General features: G+C 65.0%; 20 protein-coding genes. 12 read left to right on the top strand and 8 right to left on the bottom strand.

The features are described from left to right. Positions 1 to 75: 75 nt before the first annotated feature. Positions 76 to 660: an RNA polymerase sigma factor gene (locus AC0L4C_RS10335; RefSeq protein ID WP_473399456.1), complete on the bottom strand. Its 585-nt coding sequence runs from the start codon at positions 658 to 660 to the stop codon at positions 76 to 78. Between the two features lie 3 nt (positions 661 to 663). Further along, positions 664 to 867, bottom strand: coding sequence for a NepR family anti-sigma factor (locus AC0L4C_RS10330; RefSeq protein WP_473399455.1), 204 nt, complete (start codon positions 865 to 867; stop codon positions 664 to 666). 154 nt (positions 868 to 1,021) lie between these two features. On the opposite strand from AC0L4C_RS10330, the gene AC0L4C_RS10325 reads away from it, so the two are divergent. The 6 genes from AC0L4C_RS10325 (at position 1,022) to AC0L4C_RS10300 (ending at position 6,391) form a co-directional block, all read left to right on the top strand. Then, positions 1,022 to 1,816, top strand: a complete 795-nt coding sequence (locus AC0L4C_RS10325) for a response regulator (RefSeq protein ID WP_473399454.1) — start codon at positions 1,022 to 1,024, stop codon at positions 1,814 to 1,816. An 82-nt stretch (positions 1,817 to 1,898) separates the two neighbouring features. Further along, complete coding sequence (locus AC0L4C_RS10320; protein ID WP_473399453.1) at positions 1,899 to 2,708, top strand: ABC transporter ATP-binding protein; 810 nt, start codon at positions 1,899 to 1,901, stop codon at positions 2,706 to 2,708. Between the two features lie 132 nt (positions 2,709 to 2,840). Next, positions 2,841 to 3,596, top strand: a complete 756-nt coding sequence (locus tag AC0L4C_RS10315) for a transporter substrate-binding domain-containing protein (RefSeq protein ID WP_473399452.1) — start codon at positions 2,841 to 2,843, stop codon at positions 3,594 to 3,596. A gap of 58 nt (positions 3,597 to 3,654) precedes the next feature. Then, a complete protein-coding gene (locus tag AC0L4C_RS10310) occupies positions 3,655 to 4,503 on the top strand; it encodes an ABC transporter permease subunit (protein WP_473399451.1) in 849 nt (282 codons plus the stop codon). After that, positions 4,503 to 5,252 (top strand): ABC transporter permease, encoded by a 750-nt coding sequence (locus AC0L4C_RS10305; protein ID WP_473399450.1) that lies wholly within the window; start codon positions 4,503 to 4,505, stop codon positions 5,250 to 5,252. Before AC0L4C_RS10310 ends, AC0L4C_RS10305 begins: the two co-directional genes overlap by 1 nt. Beyond that, positions 5,249 to 6,391, top strand: a complete 1,143-nt coding sequence (locus tag AC0L4C_RS10300) for a succinylglutamate desuccinylase/aspartoacylase family protein (protein ID WP_473399449.1) — start codon at positions 5,249 to 5,251, stop codon at positions 6,389 to 6,391. Before AC0L4C_RS10305 ends, AC0L4C_RS10300 begins: the two co-directional genes overlap by 4 nt. Here the strand turns inward: AC0L4C_RS10300 and AC0L4C_RS10295 are convergent. Genes AC0L4C_RS10295 through AC0L4C_RS10280 form a run of 4 tightly spaced genes read right to left on the bottom strand, consistent with a single transcriptional unit; the run spans position 6,373 to position 10,003 of the window. Continuing rightward, positions 6,373 to 7,437 carry a Gfo/Idh/MocA family protein gene (locus AC0L4C_RS10295; RefSeq protein ID WP_473399448.1) on the bottom strand — a complete coding sequence of 355 codons (1,065 nt, stop codon included), beginning with the start codon at positions 7,435 to 7,437 and terminating at the stop codon, positions 6,373 to 6,375. The two genes, AC0L4C_RS10300 and AC0L4C_RS10295, sit on opposite strands and share 19 nt — an antisense overlap. Continuing rightward, positions 7,437 to 8,651, bottom strand: a complete 1,215-nt coding sequence (uxuA, locus tag AC0L4C_RS10290) for a mannonate dehydratase (protein WP_473399447.1) — start codon at positions 8,649 to 8,651, stop codon at positions 7,437 to 7,439. Before uxuA ends, AC0L4C_RS10295 begins: the two co-directional genes overlap by 1 nt. Positions 8,652 to 8,654: 3 nt before the next feature. Further along, positions 8,655 to 8,870, bottom strand: a complete 216-nt coding sequence (locus AC0L4C_RS10285; RefSeq protein ID WP_473399446.1) for a hypothetical protein — start codon at positions 8,868 to 8,870, stop codon at positions 8,655 to 8,657. A 2-nt stretch (positions 8,871 to 8,872) separates the two neighbouring features. After that, positions 8,873 to 10,003 (bottom strand): iron-containing alcohol dehydrogenase, encoded by a 1,131-nt coding sequence (locus tag AC0L4C_RS10280; RefSeq protein ID WP_473399445.1) that lies wholly within the window; start codon positions 10,001 to 10,003, stop codon positions 8,873 to 8,875. A 209-nt stretch (positions 10,004 to 10,212) separates the two neighbouring features. Here AC0L4C_RS10280 and AC0L4C_RS10275 point away from each other — a divergent pair, with 209 nt between their 5' ends. Continuing rightward, on the top strand, positions 10,213 to 11,004 hold the full coding sequence (locus AC0L4C_RS10275; RefSeq protein WP_473399444.1) for an IclR family transcriptional regulator: 792 nt from the start codon (positions 10,213 to 10,215) through the stop codon (positions 11,002 to 11,004). On the opposite strand, the gene AC0L4C_RS10270 is transcribed toward AC0L4C_RS10275, so the two are convergent. Together AC0L4C_RS10270 and AC0L4C_RS10265 are read right to left on the bottom strand one after the other, a co-directional pair. Continuing rightward, a complete protein-coding gene (locus tag AC0L4C_RS10270; protein WP_473399443.1) occupies positions 11,001 to 11,615 on the bottom strand; it encodes a trimeric intracellular cation channel family protein in 615 nt (204 codons plus the stop codon). The two genes, AC0L4C_RS10275 and AC0L4C_RS10270, sit on opposite strands and share 4 nt — an antisense overlap. 13 nt (positions 11,616 to 11,628) lie before the next feature. Beyond that, positions 11,629 to 12,072 (bottom strand): hypothetical protein, encoded by a 444-nt coding sequence (locus AC0L4C_RS10265; protein WP_473399442.1) that lies wholly within the window; start codon positions 12,070 to 12,072, stop codon positions 11,629 to 11,631. Positions 12,073 to 12,160: 88 nt separating this feature from the next. Here AC0L4C_RS10265 and AC0L4C_RS10260 point away from each other — a divergent pair, with 88 nt between their 5' ends. The 5 genes from AC0L4C_RS10260 to AC0L4C_RS10240 all read left to right on the top strand — a co-directional run bounded on the left by AC0L4C_RS10260 (position 12,161) and on the right by AC0L4C_RS10240 (position 17,458). Beyond that, complete coding sequence (locus AC0L4C_RS10260; protein ID WP_473399441.1) at positions 12,161 to 12,772, top strand: hypothetical protein; 612 nt, start codon at positions 12,161 to 12,163, stop codon at positions 12,770 to 12,772. A gap of 63 nt (positions 12,773 to 12,835) precedes the next feature. Further along, positions 12,836 to 13,747 carry an acetamidase/formamidase family protein gene (locus AC0L4C_RS10255; RefSeq protein ID WP_473399440.1) on the top strand — a complete coding sequence of 304 codons (912 nt, stop codon included), beginning with the start codon at positions 12,836 to 12,838 and terminating at the stop codon, positions 13,745 to 13,747. Between the two features lie 92 nt (positions 13,748 to 13,839). Continuing rightward, positions 13,840 to 15,672, top strand: a complete 1,833-nt coding sequence (locus AC0L4C_RS10250) for a glycoside hydrolase family 2 protein (RefSeq protein WP_473399439.1) — start codon at positions 13,840 to 13,842, stop codon at positions 15,670 to 15,672. Then, positions 15,672 to 16,697, top strand: coding sequence for a Gfo/Idh/MocA family protein (locus AC0L4C_RS10245; RefSeq protein WP_473399438.1), 1,026 nt, complete (start codon positions 15,672 to 15,674; stop codon positions 16,695 to 16,697). The genes AC0L4C_RS10250 and AC0L4C_RS10245 overlap by 1 nt, the downstream gene beginning before the upstream one ends. Then, positions 16,694 to 17,458, top strand: coding sequence for a metallophosphoesterase family protein (locus tag AC0L4C_RS10240; RefSeq protein ID WP_473399437.1), 765 nt, complete (start codon positions 16,694 to 16,696; stop codon positions 17,456 to 17,458). The genes AC0L4C_RS10245 and AC0L4C_RS10240 overlap by 4 nt, the downstream gene beginning before the upstream one ends. The last annotated feature ends 27 nt before the right edge of the window (positions 17,459 to 17,485 follow it).

Raw genomic sequence — 17,485 nt, 5'->3', positions numbered from 1 at the left:
CGCGCTCCGATCGGCAGGACGCTCTGCATCGCCATATCTAGCCGCGATGATGGGCCAGAATACGGCCGGACGGCGCTAGATATGCGGTCCTGTCGTCACCTGCGAGGAGACGGCATCGGGACCGTAGTCTCCCTCGCCGGACACCTTGAGGACTTCCTGGAGACGGGTGCGGGCACGGCTGACACGGCTCTTCATCGTGCCGATGGCACAATCACAGATCTCGGCCGCTTCTTCATAGGAAAAGCCGGAGGCGCCGATCAGGATCACGGCTTCGCGCTGATCGTCGGGCAGACCGTCGAGCGCCTTCTTGAAATCGGCCAGGTCCATCACGCCATACTGGCTGGGGTGGATCGACAGGCGTTCGGTAAAGGCGCCATCGCTGTCCTGGATTTCCCGGCCACGCTTGCGCATCTGGCTGTAGAACTCGTTACGCAGGATGGTGAAGAGCCAGGCTTTGATATTGGTGCCCATCTCGAAGCTGGACTGCTTGGCCCAGGCCTTCATGACGGTATCCTGGACGAGGTCGTCGGCCTTGTCCTGTTTCCGCGATAGCGAAACGGCAAAGGCGCGCAGGCTGGGGAGTGTAGCAAGCAATTCGCGCTTGAAAGCACTGGATTCAGTAGCAGGTGCCTTCTGCTTGGCCGGACTGGTTTCGCCCATGGGCTAGTCCCCCTTCGAAGAGGATTTGGATTCCGCCTGGTCGAGTTTTTCCAGCAGGTCGAGCAGACGATCCGGCACGGGTTCGTCCTGCACGGCACCGAACAGCGCCCGCAGCCGTGCTCCGATGTCCGAGGTTGGGCCAAGCCCGTCGTCATTTTGCCTCTTCCTGGGCCTGCTCATTTCATTCATATCGGTTTTATCTCGCATTGCGTCGCCTTCTGCTGCCGGAATTGACACCCCACCGTGTATCCTGCCGCAGTCCCCCAATGCACGTCTGCAAGAAAAGTTCCCGAGGCTCGGAACTTATTCGCAGATGCCCCGTTTTGTCCTGCGCTACTACAAGCGTCACAGGAGTTGTCGAATGACTTTGTCCATGCGGATCGCCCCGCATCTTCCCTATCTGCGTCGCTTTTCGCGGGCGACGACCGGCTCCCAGACATCGGGTGATGCGTATGTGGCCGCCACTCTGGAAGCGTTGATCGCAGATCTCTCCATCTTTCCAGAGGCCAGCAGCGATCGCATTGCGCTCTACAAGCTGTTTTCCAGCCTGTTCACCTCCTCCGCTGTCAGTATTCCGGAGCCCAATTCCAGCTTCTCCTGGGAAAAGCGTGCCGCCGCCAATCTGACCAACCTCGCGCCGCGTCCGCGCCAGGCCTTCCTCCTTGTCGCCGTTGAAGGCTTCTCGCAGGAGGAAGCGGCCGAAATTCTCGACGTGTCGACAAGCGAATTCTCGTCTCTGCTCGATGAAGCATCCCGCGAAATTTCCAGCCATGTGGCCACCGATGTGATGATCATCGAGGACGAGCCGCTGATCGCCATGGATATCGAGCAGCTGGTGGAGAGCCTCGGCCACCGGGTCACCGGCGTCGCCCGCACCCACAAGGAAGCCGTGGCGCTGTTTGAACGCACGCAGCCCAAGATGATCCTGGCCGATATCCAGCTGGCCGACGGGTCCTCGGGCATCGACGCGGTCAATCACATCCTCGCCGACCAGCCCATCCCGGTTATCTTCATCACCGCCTTCCCGGAGCGCCTGCTGACCGGCGAACGCCCGGAGCCGACCTTCCTCGTGACCAAGCCGTTCAACCCCGACATGGTCAAGGCCCTGATCAGCCAGGCGCTGTTCTTCGACGAGAACTCTCGCACCGCCGCCTGAGCCCACAACGGATTGCCGGCCGGGGACCGCCCCGGCCGACATTTCTGCTTGCCAAGCGCCCGCGCTATGGTTTGTTTGCGCGATGAACAGCTTGGACGTCGCCGAGCCGGTCGCCCGTACGGCCGGCACCCCCATCATCGAGATCGAAGACCTTCACAAGTCCTTCGGGCCGGTGGAAGTGCTCAAGGGCGTTTCCGTGTCGGCCGGCCAGGGACAGGTGCTGGTGCTGATCGGCTCGTCCGGCTCGGGCAAGTCGACGCTGCTGCGCTGCATCAACATGCTCGAAATCCCCGACAGCGGTTCGGTCAGGATCGCCGGCGAAGAGATCCGGCTCGCCGGCAAGCCGGGGCACCGCCACATTGCCGACGAACGCCAAATCCGCCGCATCCGCTCCGGGCTGGGCATGGTGTTCCAGTCGTTCAACCTGTGGAGCCACATGTGTGTGCTCGACAATGTCATGGAGGCGCCGATCCGGGTGCAGGGCCGCGAACGCGACGAGGTCAAGGCCGAGGCGCTGCAGATGCTCGACAAGGTCGGCATTCTCGACAAGGCCGACGCCTATCCCGGCCAGCTGTCGGGCGGCCAGCAGCAGCGCGCCGCCATTGCCCGGGCCCTCTGCATCAACCCCAAGGTCATGCTGTTCGACGAGCCGACCTCCGCGCTCGACCCGGAACTGCAGGTCGAGGTGGTGCGCGTCATCAAGCTTTTGGCCGACGAAGGCCGGTCGATGCTGCTGGTGACCCACGACATGGGGCTGGTCCGATCGATCGCCGACCAGGTGATTTTCCTGCACCAGGGGCGCATCGAGGAACAGGGCACGGTGGACGAAGTCTTCGGCGCGACCAAAAGCTTGCGCCTGCAGCAGTTTCTCAGCGCCGGCAAGCCGGATTGATGCTTCGCCCCGGCACGCAGCGGCCGCAGCCGATTATTGACCAAACGGTAATAATCGCTAGCTTGGGTGGCAAGTCCGGCCGAAGGCGGGACATATCAATGCCGTGCAGCACACGGCAACCAGGAGACCCCGATGAACAAGCTAATACTCGCGGCAGCGGCCTTCTCACTGCTTGCCACCGGCGCGAATGCCGAGACGGTTCGCCTCGCCACCGAGGGCGCCTACGCACCCTGGAACTTCCTTGATGACAGCGGCAAGCCGGCCGGCTTCGACATCGACGTCGGCAACGAGGTCTGCAAGCGCGCCGAGCTCGAATGCACCTTCCTGACCAACGAGTGGGACTCGATCATCCCCAACCTGATCGCGGGCAACTACGATGCCATCGTCGCCGGCATGTCGGTGACCGAGGAGCGCCAGCAGACCATCGACTTCTCCGAGCCCTATTCGCCGGCCGATCCGTCGACCTTCATGACGCTGGCCAGCAGCACCATCGATTTCGACAACCTCAAGGGGCTCAAGATCGGCGTGCAGGGTGCCACGATCCAGGCCGCCTACGTCAATGAGAACCTCAGCGACGGCAACACCGTGCTGTCGTTCGAGAGCGCCGACCAAGCCCTGGCCGACCTCAGCGCCGGCAATGTCGACATCATCCTCGCCGATTCCGGCTATATCGGCGAGACTGTCGCCGGCTCGGGCGGCGCCCTGAAGGCAGACGGACCGCAGGTCCCCATCGGCGGCGGCGTCGCCATCGGGCTGCGCAAGGCCGACGATGAGCTCGAGACCAAGATCAATGCCGCAATCAAGTCGATGAAGGCCGATGGCTCGCTCGACGCGCTGATCACCAAGTGGTTCCCCGAAAAGGGCGCCGGTCCGTTCTTCCCGGGCTGATCATTCCTTCGGGGCAGGCCACAGCGGCCTGCCCCAGCCGTATCCGGACCCCCGCTTCATGCTCGAATTCCTGCCTCAATGGATGAAGGACGGAATTGGCGACGACCTGCTGTTCTGGCTCGGCTATTTTACCAACGGCAAGCACCTCGCCTGGTTCGCCAGTGTCCAGTACACGCTGACGGCTGCGCTGTTCGGCGGGCTGGCCGCATTGCTGATGGGCCTGGCCGGTGCCGCCCTCAGGAACTCCCGCTTCGGCCCCGCCCGCCTCGCCGGCGGGCTCTATATCAACATGGTGCGTGGCGTCCCCGACGTTCTGTTCTTCCTGTTTTTCCCGCTGGCGTTCGAGCAGCTGGTCGAACTGATCCGGGCCCAGTCGGTGTGCACGCCGGAAACGCTGGCCGACAATCTCGGGCAATGGCCACCCTGCGACGCCGCCAACTGGTTTCTCGGCACACCCGAATACCTGGTACTGGCCTGCGTCTCGCTGGGGATCGTCTATGGCGCTTTCGCCGCCAACGTCATTGCCGGCGCCATGAATGCGGTGCCGCGCGGCCAGCTGGAGGCCGCCCGGGCCTTCGGGTTCTCGCGCACCCAGTTGCTCTGGCGCGTGCATATCCGGCAGATGTGGATCTACGCCCTGCCCGGTCTGTCCAATGTCTGGATGCTGATCATCAAGGCGACATCGCTGCTGTCGCTGCTGCAGATCGCCGATATCGTGCAGTGGGCCGACCGGCTTGGCGCCCCCAATTTCAGCCGCGCCGCCGGCCTGGTGCATGGCGACTGGCGCTGGGGCTATTATCTGGTGCTGCTGATCTTCTACATCGCGCTGACCTTCCTTTCCGAAAAGGTGTTTGCCGCCTTGAGCAGATGGTCCAGCCGCGGCATGGCCGTGACGGGAACCGCGTGATGGATTTTCTCTCGCCCATTCTCGATGACATCGGCATCCTGGCGCGACCGGCGCTGTTCAATATCTATCTCGCCTTCGCCTCGATCCCCGTCGGCTTCGTGCTCGCCGTGTTCATGGCCCTGGGCAAGGCTTCCCCCAACCCGGTGCTGTCCAACCTCTGCCGCGGCTATATCTACGCCTTCCGCGGCTCGCCCTTTTTCATCCAGCTCTTTATGTTCTATTCGCTGGCGCTGGCCTTCAACCTGAGCCTCTGGAAACCGCTGGGCATCGATGGCTTCGTGCTGCACCCACTGTTCCTGGGGCCGGCCATTCTCTGTCTCAACACCACCGCCTATACCGCCGAGATCTTCTACGGAGCGCTTCGTGCCGTGCCCTCCGGCGAGGTCGAGGCGGCCCGCGCCTATGGCATGAGCCGCAGCCAGCAGTTTCGCTCCGTGGTCTGGCCGCACCTGATCCGCATCGCCTGGCCGGCCTACACCAATGAAGTGGTGTTTCTGTTCCACGCCACGGCGCTGGTCTATTTCACCCTGCCGGTGATCGACGACCAGAAAGACCTCATGAACATGGCCGGCGAGCTGTTCGAGAAGGACTACAACGCCTTCCTGCATTTCTCGGTGGCGGCGCTGTTCTTCCTCGTCATATCGCTCTGCATTTTCTTCGTCTTCGGACTCGTGTACCGCCATCTGACGCGGCACATGCCCGGTGCCGTGCCACTCAGGTTCGGGCTGCAACGGTGGGTGACCAGATGAGCTTTGAGTTGAAGACGGTCCGCCTGCGCGGTGACACCCCGGGCGAGAGCACGGAGTTCAACTACTACGTCATCGGTCCCGAGGACGCGCCCGAAAAGGTGCACCTGCAGGCCGCCCTGCACGCCGACGAACTGCCCGGCACCATGGTGCTGCACCATCTGCTGCCCAAGCTTCGGCTGGCCGACGAACGCAATCTGCTGCGGGCCAAGTTCACCGTCATGCCGGTGGTCAATCCGCTGGGCATGGGCAATGTCGCGTTCCGTCATCACATCGGCCGCTACGATCCCAATTCGGGCATCAACTACAATCGCCGCTGGCCCGACCTGTTCACCCTGATCCGCACGCAACTGGCCGGACGCCTGTCGGACGACGAGCGCTTCAACGTGGCACTGATCCGCCGCACGGTGGCGCAGTGGATCGACGCGCAGGAGCCGCGCAGCGCCGCCGAGCAGCTGCGCCTGCTGATCCTGCGGGAAGCGCACGACGCCGAGTTCGTCCTCGACCTGCATTGCGACGACGACTCGCTGCTGCATATCTTCACCTCGCCCGAACTGATGCCCGAACTGCAGGACCTGGCCGACTGGATGGGCGCTGCGGCGACACTGACCGCAGCCGACAGCGGCGGCGGCTCGTTCGACGAGGTGCTGCCGCAGCTCTACCGCAAGCTGGCCATGACCAATCCCGGCAAGCCCGTGCCGATGGCCAGCGCCACGGCGACCCTGGAATATCGCGGCCAGGCCGATACCTTCGACCAGTTCGGCGCCGACGATGCGCGGCGGCTCTACGGCTTCCTCTGCGAACGCAATCTCATCGACGATGATCCGGGTGGCCGCCCGGCGGCCTCGCCGACGGCGACGCCGTTCGACGCAACCGAAGTGGTGCGGACCACGGCGCCCGGACTTGTCGCCTACCACGTCGAACTGGGCGAACAGGTCCGCGAAGGCCAGCCGATTGCCGATCTGATCGCCCTCGACGGGCCGGGAGCCTTCATGGCCCGCACGCCGATCCTCGCCGGTACTGACGGCTTCATCCTCAGCCGGGCCCGCTCGAAATACGCGCCGCGCGGCACGGCCATCGCCAAGATTGTCGGCACGCAGCCCCTGCCGGGGCGCAAGGGCGGCTACCTGCTCGAGGACTGAGCCCAGGGCTGGCGCTGCGACCGGATGGTTTCGCCGGTGCGTGCCGCCTCGGCCATGAGCAGCGCCAGATACTGGTCCTGCGCCCCCCAGGCGAATGGATAGGGCCCCTCGCCCGTCATCTTCTGCATGGCAACGGCGATGGCGATCTCGTCGTCCATCAGCCGCGCCTGCGGATAGGGATTGGTCCACATCACGTCGTCGCCGCAGGACATCGATTTGATGGCATAGCCGTAGAGATCGCTGTAGCGGCCGCTGTCGGCCCGGGTGATCGGCCGCGTCACCGGCTGCCCGTAGATCGGCATGGTGCGCAGTTCGAAATCCGAGAGTTCGCCGCGATCGCCGCGCACCAGCACGTGCATCGAATGCACCGGCGAGCGGTATTGCACATTAGTGAAATCGAAGAGCCCCAGCCGGTCGCCGAAATCGAACTCGCCAAGCAATTGTTCGGTGGCGACAAAGCGCTCGCTGTCGGGCCAGCCGAAGCGGCTCGGCCCTTCCAGCGCGCGGGCGGCAAAGCTCTTGCCGCGAATAGTCGCGTCCTCAAAACCGATGCCGAGGAAATGCCGCATCAGGCTGACGCCATGATAGCCGTGGGCCACCGAGACTCGGGTCGAGTTCACCTGGCCAAGGGCGCCGTCCGCGATCAGCCTGAGCCGCGTCGCGTGCAGGGGCTGGAACAGGTACTGCTCGGCGATGTGCAGCTTGAAGCCCTGCTCGACCAGATTCCAGATGGCGATCATGGTATCGAGATCGAGCGCCGCCGGGGTTTCGCAGAGCACCGGCAGCCCCAGCTTGTGCAAGGCGGTGAGAATATCGAGATGCGCCTCGGCCTTGACCGAGACGACGACGAAATCGACGCCCGCATCCTTGAACCCGGCATAGCTCTCGAACGCCGGCGCCCCCCACTTTGCCGCAAATCCCTGCGCCTTGGCGAAATCGCGCTGCACCACCCCCGCCAGTTCGAAGGTCTCCGGCAGTTCGCGCGCCACGCGGGTGAAGAACTCGGCGCGCCAGCCGCCGCCGACCAGTCCGAAGCGGATCGGCATCAGCGCAGCCCGAACTGGCTGTGCTCCAGCGCCGTCATCACACCGCGCAACTCGGCCAGTCCCTTGAGCCGGCCGATGGTCGGATAGCCCGGCTGCGAGCGGCGGTTGAGGTCATCAAGGATGTCCTGGCCATGATCGGGCCGCATCGGGATCTGCCAGTCGGCGCGGCCTGCATCCTTGCGGCGACGCTCTTCGGCGACGATGGCGGCAATCAGCGCGACCATGTCGGTGTCACCACCCAGATGCTCGGCCTCGAAGAACGAGCCCACGGCGTCGGCCGTATCGCGCTTGACGTTGCGCAGGTGGAGGAAATGCACCTTCGGGCCGAATTCGCGCATCATCGCCGGCAGGTCATTGTCCGGCCGTGCGCCGAGCGAGCCCGAGCAGAGCGTCATGCCGTTGGCGGGGCTGTCGACGGCGTCGAGGATGGTCTTGTAGTCGGCAGCAGTCGACATGATGCGCGGCAGGCCGAGCAGAGAGAACGGCGGATCGTCCGGGTGACAGCAGAGCCGCAGACCAAGATCCTCGGCCACCGGCACCACCTCGGAGAGGAAATCAATGAAATGCTTGCGCAGCTGCTCGGCGGAGATGTGGCCGTATTCGGCCAGGTGTGCCCGCACGTCGTCGAGGGTCATGCTCTCGGTCGAGCCCGGCAGCCCCATCGTGACATTGCGCGCCAGTTGCTTCTTGCCGTCCTCGTCCAGCGCCGCAAAGCGCCGCGCCGCCTCGTCGGTGATGGCGTTGGTATAGTCGCCCTCGGCGCCGGCACGCTGCAGGATGTGGATGTCGAAGGCGGCAAAGTCGTTGATGTCGAAGCGCATGCACGAGCCGCCATTGGGCAGCTGCCAGCGCAGCGCCGTGCGCGTCCAGTCGAGCACCGGCATGAAATTGTAGCAGATCACCTCGATGCCGGCAGCGGCGACGTTCTCGAGGCTGGTCTTGTAGTTGGCGATGTGGGTGCGCCACTCGTTCTTCTGCTTCTTGATGTCTTCCGACACCGGCAGGCTCTCGATGACGTCCCACTCGATTCCGGAGGCGGCACCGTCCCTGCGGTGACGCACCAGATCCTGCCGCTTGGCGATCTCCTCGGCGCTCCACACCGTGCCGTTGGGCACGTGATGCAGGGCCGTGACGACACCCTCCACGCCGGCCTGCACGATGTCATCGATGGTTGCCAGATCTGCCGGTCCGAACCAGCGCCAGGTTTGCTTCATTGCCTATTCTCCCAATTCGACCGCCTGCCGGCCAAAGGGCGGTCGCGGCAGCCACAACACCATATCGGGCAGAAACAGCAACGCCACGATCAGTGCCACGATAGTTGCCACAATCGGCATCGATTCGACCGTGTCGTCTTCAAATTCTTCCGCTCGCCAGCCCCGAAAGGAATAAACCGTCCGTCCGGTGGCGTCATCGCACCGTGCCAGGCGCGACACGGCTATGCCATGGCCTCGACCAGCAGGGCCCGGTAGTCGCCGGCACTCGGAACACGCGGGTTGGTGGCGTGGCTGTGGTCGGCAAGGGCGCGTTCGATCACCCAGTCGAAATGATCAGGCGTCACACCGAGTTCGGCCAGTCCCCTGGGGATGCCAAGGCGCCGGTTGAGGGCATCGAGTTCATCGGCCAGCATGGCGTTTGCAGCCAGGCCCATAGCCGACTTGAGGCGGGTCATCCTTGCCTCGCCAAGCTCGCCGGCGTTGAACCGCACCACCAGCGGCATCAGGATGGCGTTGAGCGTCCCGTGATGGAGCTTGAGGTCCTGCAGGCCGCCGAGGGCGTGGCTCAGCGAATGCACCGCCCCGAGGCCTTTCTGGAAGGAGAGGCCACCCATGACGGCGCCCATCATCATCTCGCTGCGCGCCTCGATATCGCTGCCGTTCGAGGTGGCTTTTTCGAGATTGCGCCAGATGCGTCCGGCGCCGTCGAGCGCGATGGCATCGGCCGGCGGATTGAGCCGCGGCGAGGAAAATGTCTCGATGCAGTGGCTGAGCGCGTCGAGGCCGGTCGCTGCGGTCAGCATGGGCGGCAGCCCGAGCGTCAGTTCGGGGTCGCAGATGGCGCGCTTGGGGATCAGATGCGGCGAGATGATGCCGAGCTTGCGGCCATCGTCCAGCGTCAGCAACGCGGCGCGCCCGACCTCCGCTCCGGTGCCGGCCGTGGTCGGAATGGCGATCAGCGGCGCCACCTTGGCGGTGATGCGGTCGAGCCCGCCATAGATGACGGCAAAGCTCTCCAGCGTACCCTCATGCGTCGCCAGCAGCGCCACGCCCTTGGCCAGATCGATCGGCGACCCGCCGCCAAGCGCCACCACGCCGTCGCAGCCCGCACTCCGGTAGAGCTCGAGCGCCGCCTTCACCGCGCTCTCGCTCGGATTGGGCGGCGTATCGAGAAACACCGGCGTCCCCGCGGGCAGCAGCGCCAGCGCCTTGTCGGCAAGACCTGCGGCCATGACGCCCTTGTCGGCGACCAGCAGCGGCTTGTGCATGCCCAGTTCGGCAGTCGCATCGCCAAGCGTGGCGAGGCAGCCGGGTCCGAACTCGATTGCGGTGAGATAGGCTATGCGCGCCATGAACGTCTCCTTTTCCGGGATCGGCTGCGGCCGCCAATAAAGACCCTGCGCTGGCCGTGACGCGAGCGCGCCCTGCCACCGCAACGATCCGATATCTGGCGTTCAGAGGTCTCCCGTGCCGGTTGACCGGCTATTCACATCTGAATTTAACTTGTTCAGGGTGTTATGGTAGGGATGACTCCCCGACACTGTCAACGAGGTCATCGAGGATGGCGACGACTGCCGATGCCGCGAGCAAGCACCGGATCCCGGTGATAGACCGCATGATGGACGTGCTGGTCCAGCTCGAGCGCCGCGAGGCAGGTGCCACCATTCGCGATCTGGTGGCGGCGCTCAAGCTGCCACGGACGACCATCTATCGCATCCTCAACACCCTGCAAGTGCACGACATGGTACACCGCACCGACAGCGGCACCTACCAGCTCGGCAGCCGCCTGCTGACGCTGGCCGCTCATGTCGCCACCGGCGCCAGCGATGTCGACCTGGTGGCGATCGCCCAGCCGCTGCTCGACCAGCTGTCGGCGCAGCTCGAGGAGGGGGCCAAGCTGTCGGTGCTCGACAAGGACGGCACGCTGGTGCTGGCCGCCGCCAGCGGCCGCCGCGAATACGCCCTGTCGGTGACACCCGGCCAGCGCCTTCTGGCGCACGCGGGCGCCGCCGGCAAGCTGCTGCTGGCCTTTCTGTCCGACGATGCGCGTCGCGACTGGCTGGCCCGCCCGATGCCCGCCCTGACGTCGCGCACCCTGACCGATCCGAGGAAGCTGCGCGCCGAACTGACGCGCATCCGCAAGCAGGGCTGGGCCTTCGACCGCGGCGAGGGCGTTCCCAGCGTGCAGGCCTATGCCGCGCCGATATTCGACAGCCGCGACCTCATGGTTGCCGCGCTGTCGGTACCGTTTCTCGCCGGCACCGAACCGGACCGCATGGAGGACATCCGCCTTGCCGTCATCAAGGCCGCCGCCGACATTTCCAAAGCCATCCCCGCCCCGATCCGGCGCTAGCGCAAGTCCTTGTCGTAGACGAATTTCGGCATTTCGAGCTTGAAGACGATCGCCACCACGCGCAGCGCAAAGCCGATCGACGCGGCAGCGACGATGACGAAGTCCTGCGGGAAGCCGAAGGTCAGCCCGGCATAGTAGATGCCGGCGGTGACGATCGAGACGGTGGCATAGAGCTCGCTCGAAAACACCAGCGGCACGTCATTGCAGAGCACATCGCGCAGGATGCCGCCCGCGATGCCGGTGATCATGCCGGCAACGATGACGATGATCGGTGACTGCCCCATTTCCAGCGCCACGTTGCAGCCGATGATGGTGAAGACCACCAGTCCCAGCGCATCGAGCAGCAGGAACGGCCAGCGCAGTGCCGCCATCAGTCGCGCCGCCGCAATGGTGTACAGCGCCGCGCCGCAGCAGATCAGCAGCAGCCACGGATCGGCGACCCAGGTCAGCGGATAGTGGCCCAGCAGGGTGTCGCGCAGCGTGCCGCCACCAAGCGCCGTGACACAGGCCAGCACGCAGACCCCGAACCAGTCCATCTTGCGCCGCCCGGCCGCCAGCGCCGCCGTCATGGCTTCGGCGGTGATGGCGACGAGGAAGAGAACATGCAGCATCAGGCGCTTTTCCTCACGGCTCGTTGAGCGCGATGATTTTGACGTCGGTCGCCTCGCAGGCGTCGTCGAGACAGACGGCCGATATCCACATCGCTCCATCGCCGAACATCACGCCGTCACTATTGGCAAAGAGGGTCTCGAACGGCTGCCCGGCGACGGCGGCCGCTATGGCCGGCGTGAGCAACTGGTCATAGCGCTCGTAGAGGTCGAATTCGCTTTCGAGCACGGTCGGCTCGCCATTGACCATGATCGGTTCGCCATAGGGGAAGTACTCGGCCAGCGTTTCGGCGTCCTCCATGGCCACGGACTCGGTGATCACCTCGTAAGCCGTCACGAACGGCTCGGCATCGCCGAACAGCGAGGTGATGCGCCCGATGACATCGCCGGCATCCTGGGCCTGCGACGACGACGCCCCGAGGCCGAGGGCCAGTGTGACGGCAGCGATCCAGATCTTCAACTTCAGCTCCAGTGGGAAACGGGTGGCACCCCAGCGCCTTCGGCGGCATTGTTAGCGCGTTTTCGCGTTTTGCACCAAGGAGCAACCGATGCGCCGGCCGACAACCATGCGAGGGCTCGAAGACCTGGGCCGGACGCGCCTCAGCGCAAACTTCTTCCTGCGTGACTTCCTGCACTCCGAGATCGCCAGCCTCTACGGCATCCCCGACGATCCCGATCTCGCCATCGCCGCCGGCAGGAAGCTCTGCGAGGAGCTGCTGGAACCGCTGTGGCAGCGTTTCGGCCGCATCTCCATCCGCTCGGCCTTCCGCAGCGCCGCGGTGAACGACTACGGCAATACGCACGATCTGAACTGCGCGCAGAACGAGAAGAATTACGCCGGCCATATCTGGGACCGGCGCGATGCCGAAGGCCGCATGGGCGCTACCGCCTCGATCGTCGTGCACGCCGCCCTGCCCTATTACGAGCGCACCGGGCACTGGGAGGCGCTGGCCTGGTGGGTGCACGACCACCTGCCCTACGACACCATGGAATTCTTCCCCAAACTCTGCGCCTTCAACCTGCAATGGCGCGAGGGACCGCCCCGCCGCCGCATCCATTCCTTCATCCCGCCGCGGCGCGGTCTGCTGACAAAGCCCGGCATGGACAACTTTGAAGGACGGCACGACAGCGCCTATGCCGACTGGCTGCAGCAGCTGTAGGTGGACGCCGGGCGACCCCGGTGCCCTTGCCAAGCCCATCGTGCCGGGTCACTAATCTCGCCCATGACAACGCACAGCTTTCTCCCCGACACCTGGTACAACGTGCTTGGCACGGTGCCCCCCGCCCTCCGCATCGCCTCGGGCGATACCGTCATCACCGAGACGCTCGACGCCAATGGCGCCGACAAGGACGGCGTGCAGCGCGCGCACGGCCCCAACCCGATGAACGGCCCGATCTTTGTCGAGGGCGCTGAGCCCGGCGACGCCCTCAAGGTAGAGATCGTCCGCATGACGCCCAACCGGGCCACTGGCTGGACCCGCGGCTCGCTGGCCGGCAACGTCGTCGATCCCGAGGCGGTGGGTACGCTGCCGCCGCGCGACAAGGTGACATGGGCGATCGACCGGCAGGCCGGAACCGTGCAGTTGCAGAACGCGCCGGCGGGGCTCGAAAATTTCGTGCTGCAGCTCGAACCGATGATCGGCTGTTTCGGCGTTGCCCCGGCGCTCGGTCAGGCTTTTTCGACCGCCACCAGCGCCGAGAATGGCGGCAACATGGACTATCGCGGCTTCGGACCGGGGGCGACCGTGTGGTTCCCTGTCGCCACCGAGGGTGCACTGTTCTTCCTGGGTGACTGCCATGCCGTGCAGGGCGACGGCGAGATCGTCGGCACCGGCGTGGAAACCAGCTATGAGGTCGAAGTCCGGCTGACGGTGGAAAAGCGCCGGAAACTGGTGTGGCCCCGCGGCGAGAATGCCGAGCATATCTTCTCGGTCGGCAATGCCCGGCCGCTCGACCAGGCGCTGCAGCATGCGACCACTGACATGTTCAACTGGCTCACCGGCGACTATGGCCTGTCGCCCGCCGCCGCCAGCCACCTCATGGGGCAGGTCGTGCGCTACGATGTGGGCAACGTCTATGACCCCGCCTACACCATGGTCTGCCGCATCGCCAAGAAATGGCTCCCACAGACCTGACAAGACTTAAGTCGTGATCTCTAGCGCGTTCATTTTCCAAGAATAATCGGTTACCACTACCGCAGGGACGGTTTTGACGAACCGAGGGAACAATGACCGATACTGAACTGCACCCGCGTCCGCGGCTGACCCGCCAGCGCTGGTATGACCTTTGCGGCACGTGGGAATTCACCTACGACGACGACAATGCCGGCCTCGAAGGCCGCTGGTTCGAATACCCCGAGCGCTTCCTGCGGCAGATCGAGGTGCCGTTTCCGCCCGAGAGCGAGCTGTCGGGCATCAACGACAAGGGATATCACCCGGTCGTCTGGTACCGGCGCAATTTTTCCACCATGCCGGGGGAAGGCGAAAGGCTGCTCCTGCATTTCGGCGCCGTCGACTATCGCGCCCATGTCTGGGTCAACGGCAACCTGGTGGCCACTCACGAGGGCGGGCACAGCCCGTTTTCGGTGGACATCACCAGTTGCCTCTCGGACGAAACCGACCAGACCGTGGTCGTCCGTGCCGAGGACCAGCCGCTCGACGGCACCATGCCGCGTGGCAAGCAGGACTGGGAGCCGACCCCGCACGCCATCTGGTACGACCGCACCACCGGCATCTGGCAGCCGGTCTGGCTCGAGCCGGTGCCGGCGACCTATCTCACCAGTTTTCACCTGAGCCCCGACCTGACGCGCAATTGCGTGACTGTCGACGCGCGGCTCAACCACGGCCACGAAGGCTGGCTGTCGGTGACCTTGCGCAAGGGCGACGAACTTCTCGCCGTGCAGCAGGTGCACGTGTCCAAGGACACCATCGAGACGTCGGTCAGCATTCCACGCGCCAGGAACGGCCAGCAGCGCAACGACCTCTACTGGTCACCCGAGAACCCCAATATCATCACCGTGGCGGCGGCGCTGCTGTCCGAGGACGGCGTGCCGATCGACACGGTGGAGAGCTATTTCGGTCTGCGCAGTGCCGGCATCGGCAGCGGCCGCTTCCTGCTCAACGACCGGCCCTACTTCGTCCGCTCCGTGCTCGAGCAGGGCTTCTGGCCGAAGTCGCACCTCGCCGCCCCCAGCCCCGATGCGCTGCGCGAGGAAGTCGAACTGATCAAGGCACTCGGCTTCAACGCCTGCCGCATCCACCAGAAGGTGGAGGATCCGCGCTTTCTCTACTGGGCCGATCATCTCGGCCTGCTGGTCTGGGGCGAGATGCCCAATGCCTACGAGTTCAGCCCGGCCGCGGTCGAGCGTTTCACCCGCGAGTGGATGAGCGTGGTCGAGCGCGACCGCTCCAACCCCTGCATCGTCACCTGGGTGCCGATCAACGAGAGCTGGGGCGTCGAGGACATTGCCCGCAACCCGGCGCAGCAGGCCTATGCCAGCGCCATGTACCACCTGACCAAGGCCCTCGACCCGACCCGTCCGGTGATCTCCAACGAGGGCTGGGAGCACACTGTCTCCGATATCCTGGGCATCCACGACTACACCCAGCACGGCAGCCAGTTGACCGAGCGCTTCGGCAGCGCCGCGGCCATTGCCGGAACGCTCGACAGCATGAAGCCCAACCGCAAGCGCCAGCGCCTCGTCGACGACGATCGCGACCAGCCGGTGATGCTGACCGAGTTCGGCGGCATTTCCTACCACCCGGCGGCCGGCGACAACTGGATGGGCTACGCCACCGTCGGCAGCGACGAAGAATATCTCGGCATCCTGCGCGACCTCTTCGCCGCCATCTATGCCAGCCCCGAGCTCGCCGGCTTCTGCTACACGCAGATCACCGACACGCAGCAGGAAAAGAACGGTCTCTACGACGAGGACCGCAAGCCCAAGCTGCCGGTGGCGGCCTTGCGCGACATCATCTGGCAGCCTAGTTCGGCCGTGCCGACCGAGTATCTCGACATTGCGCGGCGCAAGGCGATCCAGTTGAGCAAGGGAGAGGACTAGTGGCAGCCCGCATCCGCCTCGGCCTGATCGGCTGCGGATTTTTCGCGCAGAACCATCTGCACGCCTGGAAGGATCTGGAGGCAGAAGGCGTCGATCTGGTCGCCGTCTGCGACGTCGATGAAGCCAGGGCCAGGGCAGCGGCGGAAAAGTTCGGCGTGCCCAAGTGGTACACCGATGCCGAGACCATGTTCCGCGAGAGCGCGCTTGGACTTGTCGACATCGCCACGCAGATGCGCACGCACCTGCCGCTGGTCGAGATGGCCATGCGCCACCGCGTCCCCACCATTGTGCAAAAGCCGTTCGGCCAGAACATTGCCGAGGTCCGCCGCATGGTTGCCGCGGCCGAGGTGCGCGGCCTCTGGCTCGCCGTGCACGAGAACTTCCGCTTCCAGCAGCCGCTGCTGACGGTGGCGGAAACCATCCGCTCGGGCGCCATCGGCACCCCCAGCTGGGGCCGCATCGGCTTTCGCACCGGCTACGACATCTATTCCGGGCAACCCTATCTGGCCAAGGAAGAGCGCTTCGTCCTCATCGACCTCGGCGTGCATGTGCTGGACATCGCCCGGGTGCTGCTGGGCGAGGTGGACCACCTCACCGCCGAACTGCAGCACCGCAATCCCGATGTCGCGGGCGAGGATACCGCCACCATGCTGCTGCGCCACACCTCCGGCGCCGTCTCGGTGGTCGAATGCAGCTATGGCGCGCGGCGCATCCCCGATCCGTTCCCCGAAACCCTGGTCGAGATCGAGGGCGACAAGGGTGCCATCGTCTCGCGCATCGGCTCGCGCATCGAGGTCACCAGCAATGGCCGCATGCACATCCTCGAAGAGGACCCTGCCGTGCTGCCTTGGGCGGAACGCCCCTGGCACGTCGCCCAGGACAGCGTGCTGCGCACCTGCCGGCATCTGCTGGAGCGCCTGAAGGCCGGCAAGCCCGCCGACACTTCGGCCGAAGACAATCTCAAGACCTTTGCGCTGGTCGAGGCCGCCTACGAGAAGGCGGGCAAGGTCAAGCCAAGGGCATGAGGGCGGCGGCGGACCGCATCGCAGTCATCTCCGACATACACGGCAACATGACCGCCCTCGAGGCGGTACTGGCCGATATTCGGGCACGGGGCATCGAGACGATCTATTGCCTCGGCGACCTGATCGGCAAAGGTCCGAGCGGCGCTGCAGTGATCGACCTCTGTCGCGAACTCTGCACGGCCACGGTGCAGGGCAACTGGGACGTGCTGATCGGTAGTCCCGATCACGCCTGGTCCGACCACCCCATCAACGTCTGGAACCGCGAGCAACTCGACCACGGCCAGCTGAGCTTTCTCGCCAACCTGCCGGCGACCGCCGAGTTCGTGCTCAGCGGCAAGCGTGTCCGGCTGTTCCACGCTTCGCAGATCAGCGCCTTCCATCGTATCCGGCAATATGACCCGCTCGAAACCCATCTGGGCATGTTCGGCAATACCGACTTCACCGGGAACGGACAGACACCGGACATCGTCGGCTATGGCGACATCCACATCGGCTACGTGAAGACCTTGCCTGCAGGTTGTCTGTTCAACGCCGGCAGCGTCGGTAATCCGCTCGATATCCCGCAGGCCTGTTACGCTGTCCTCGAAGGCGCCTACCAGAGCGACCTGCCGGCGCCGTGGGGCATCAACCTGATCCGCGTGCCCTATGATATCGAGGGCGCCATTCGTGAGGCCGAGACGTCGGGCATGCCCGAACTTGCCGAATACGCTGGCGAACTGCGGACAGCCCGGTATCGGGGTTTGACACGGGGGGCTGGCTGAGACCGGGGACCGTTTGCCCCCTCCACC

The sequence above is a fragment of the Devosia sp. J20-27 genome (assembly GCF_055808595.1).
This window is presented reverse-complemented; position numbering and strand designations above follow the sequence as displayed.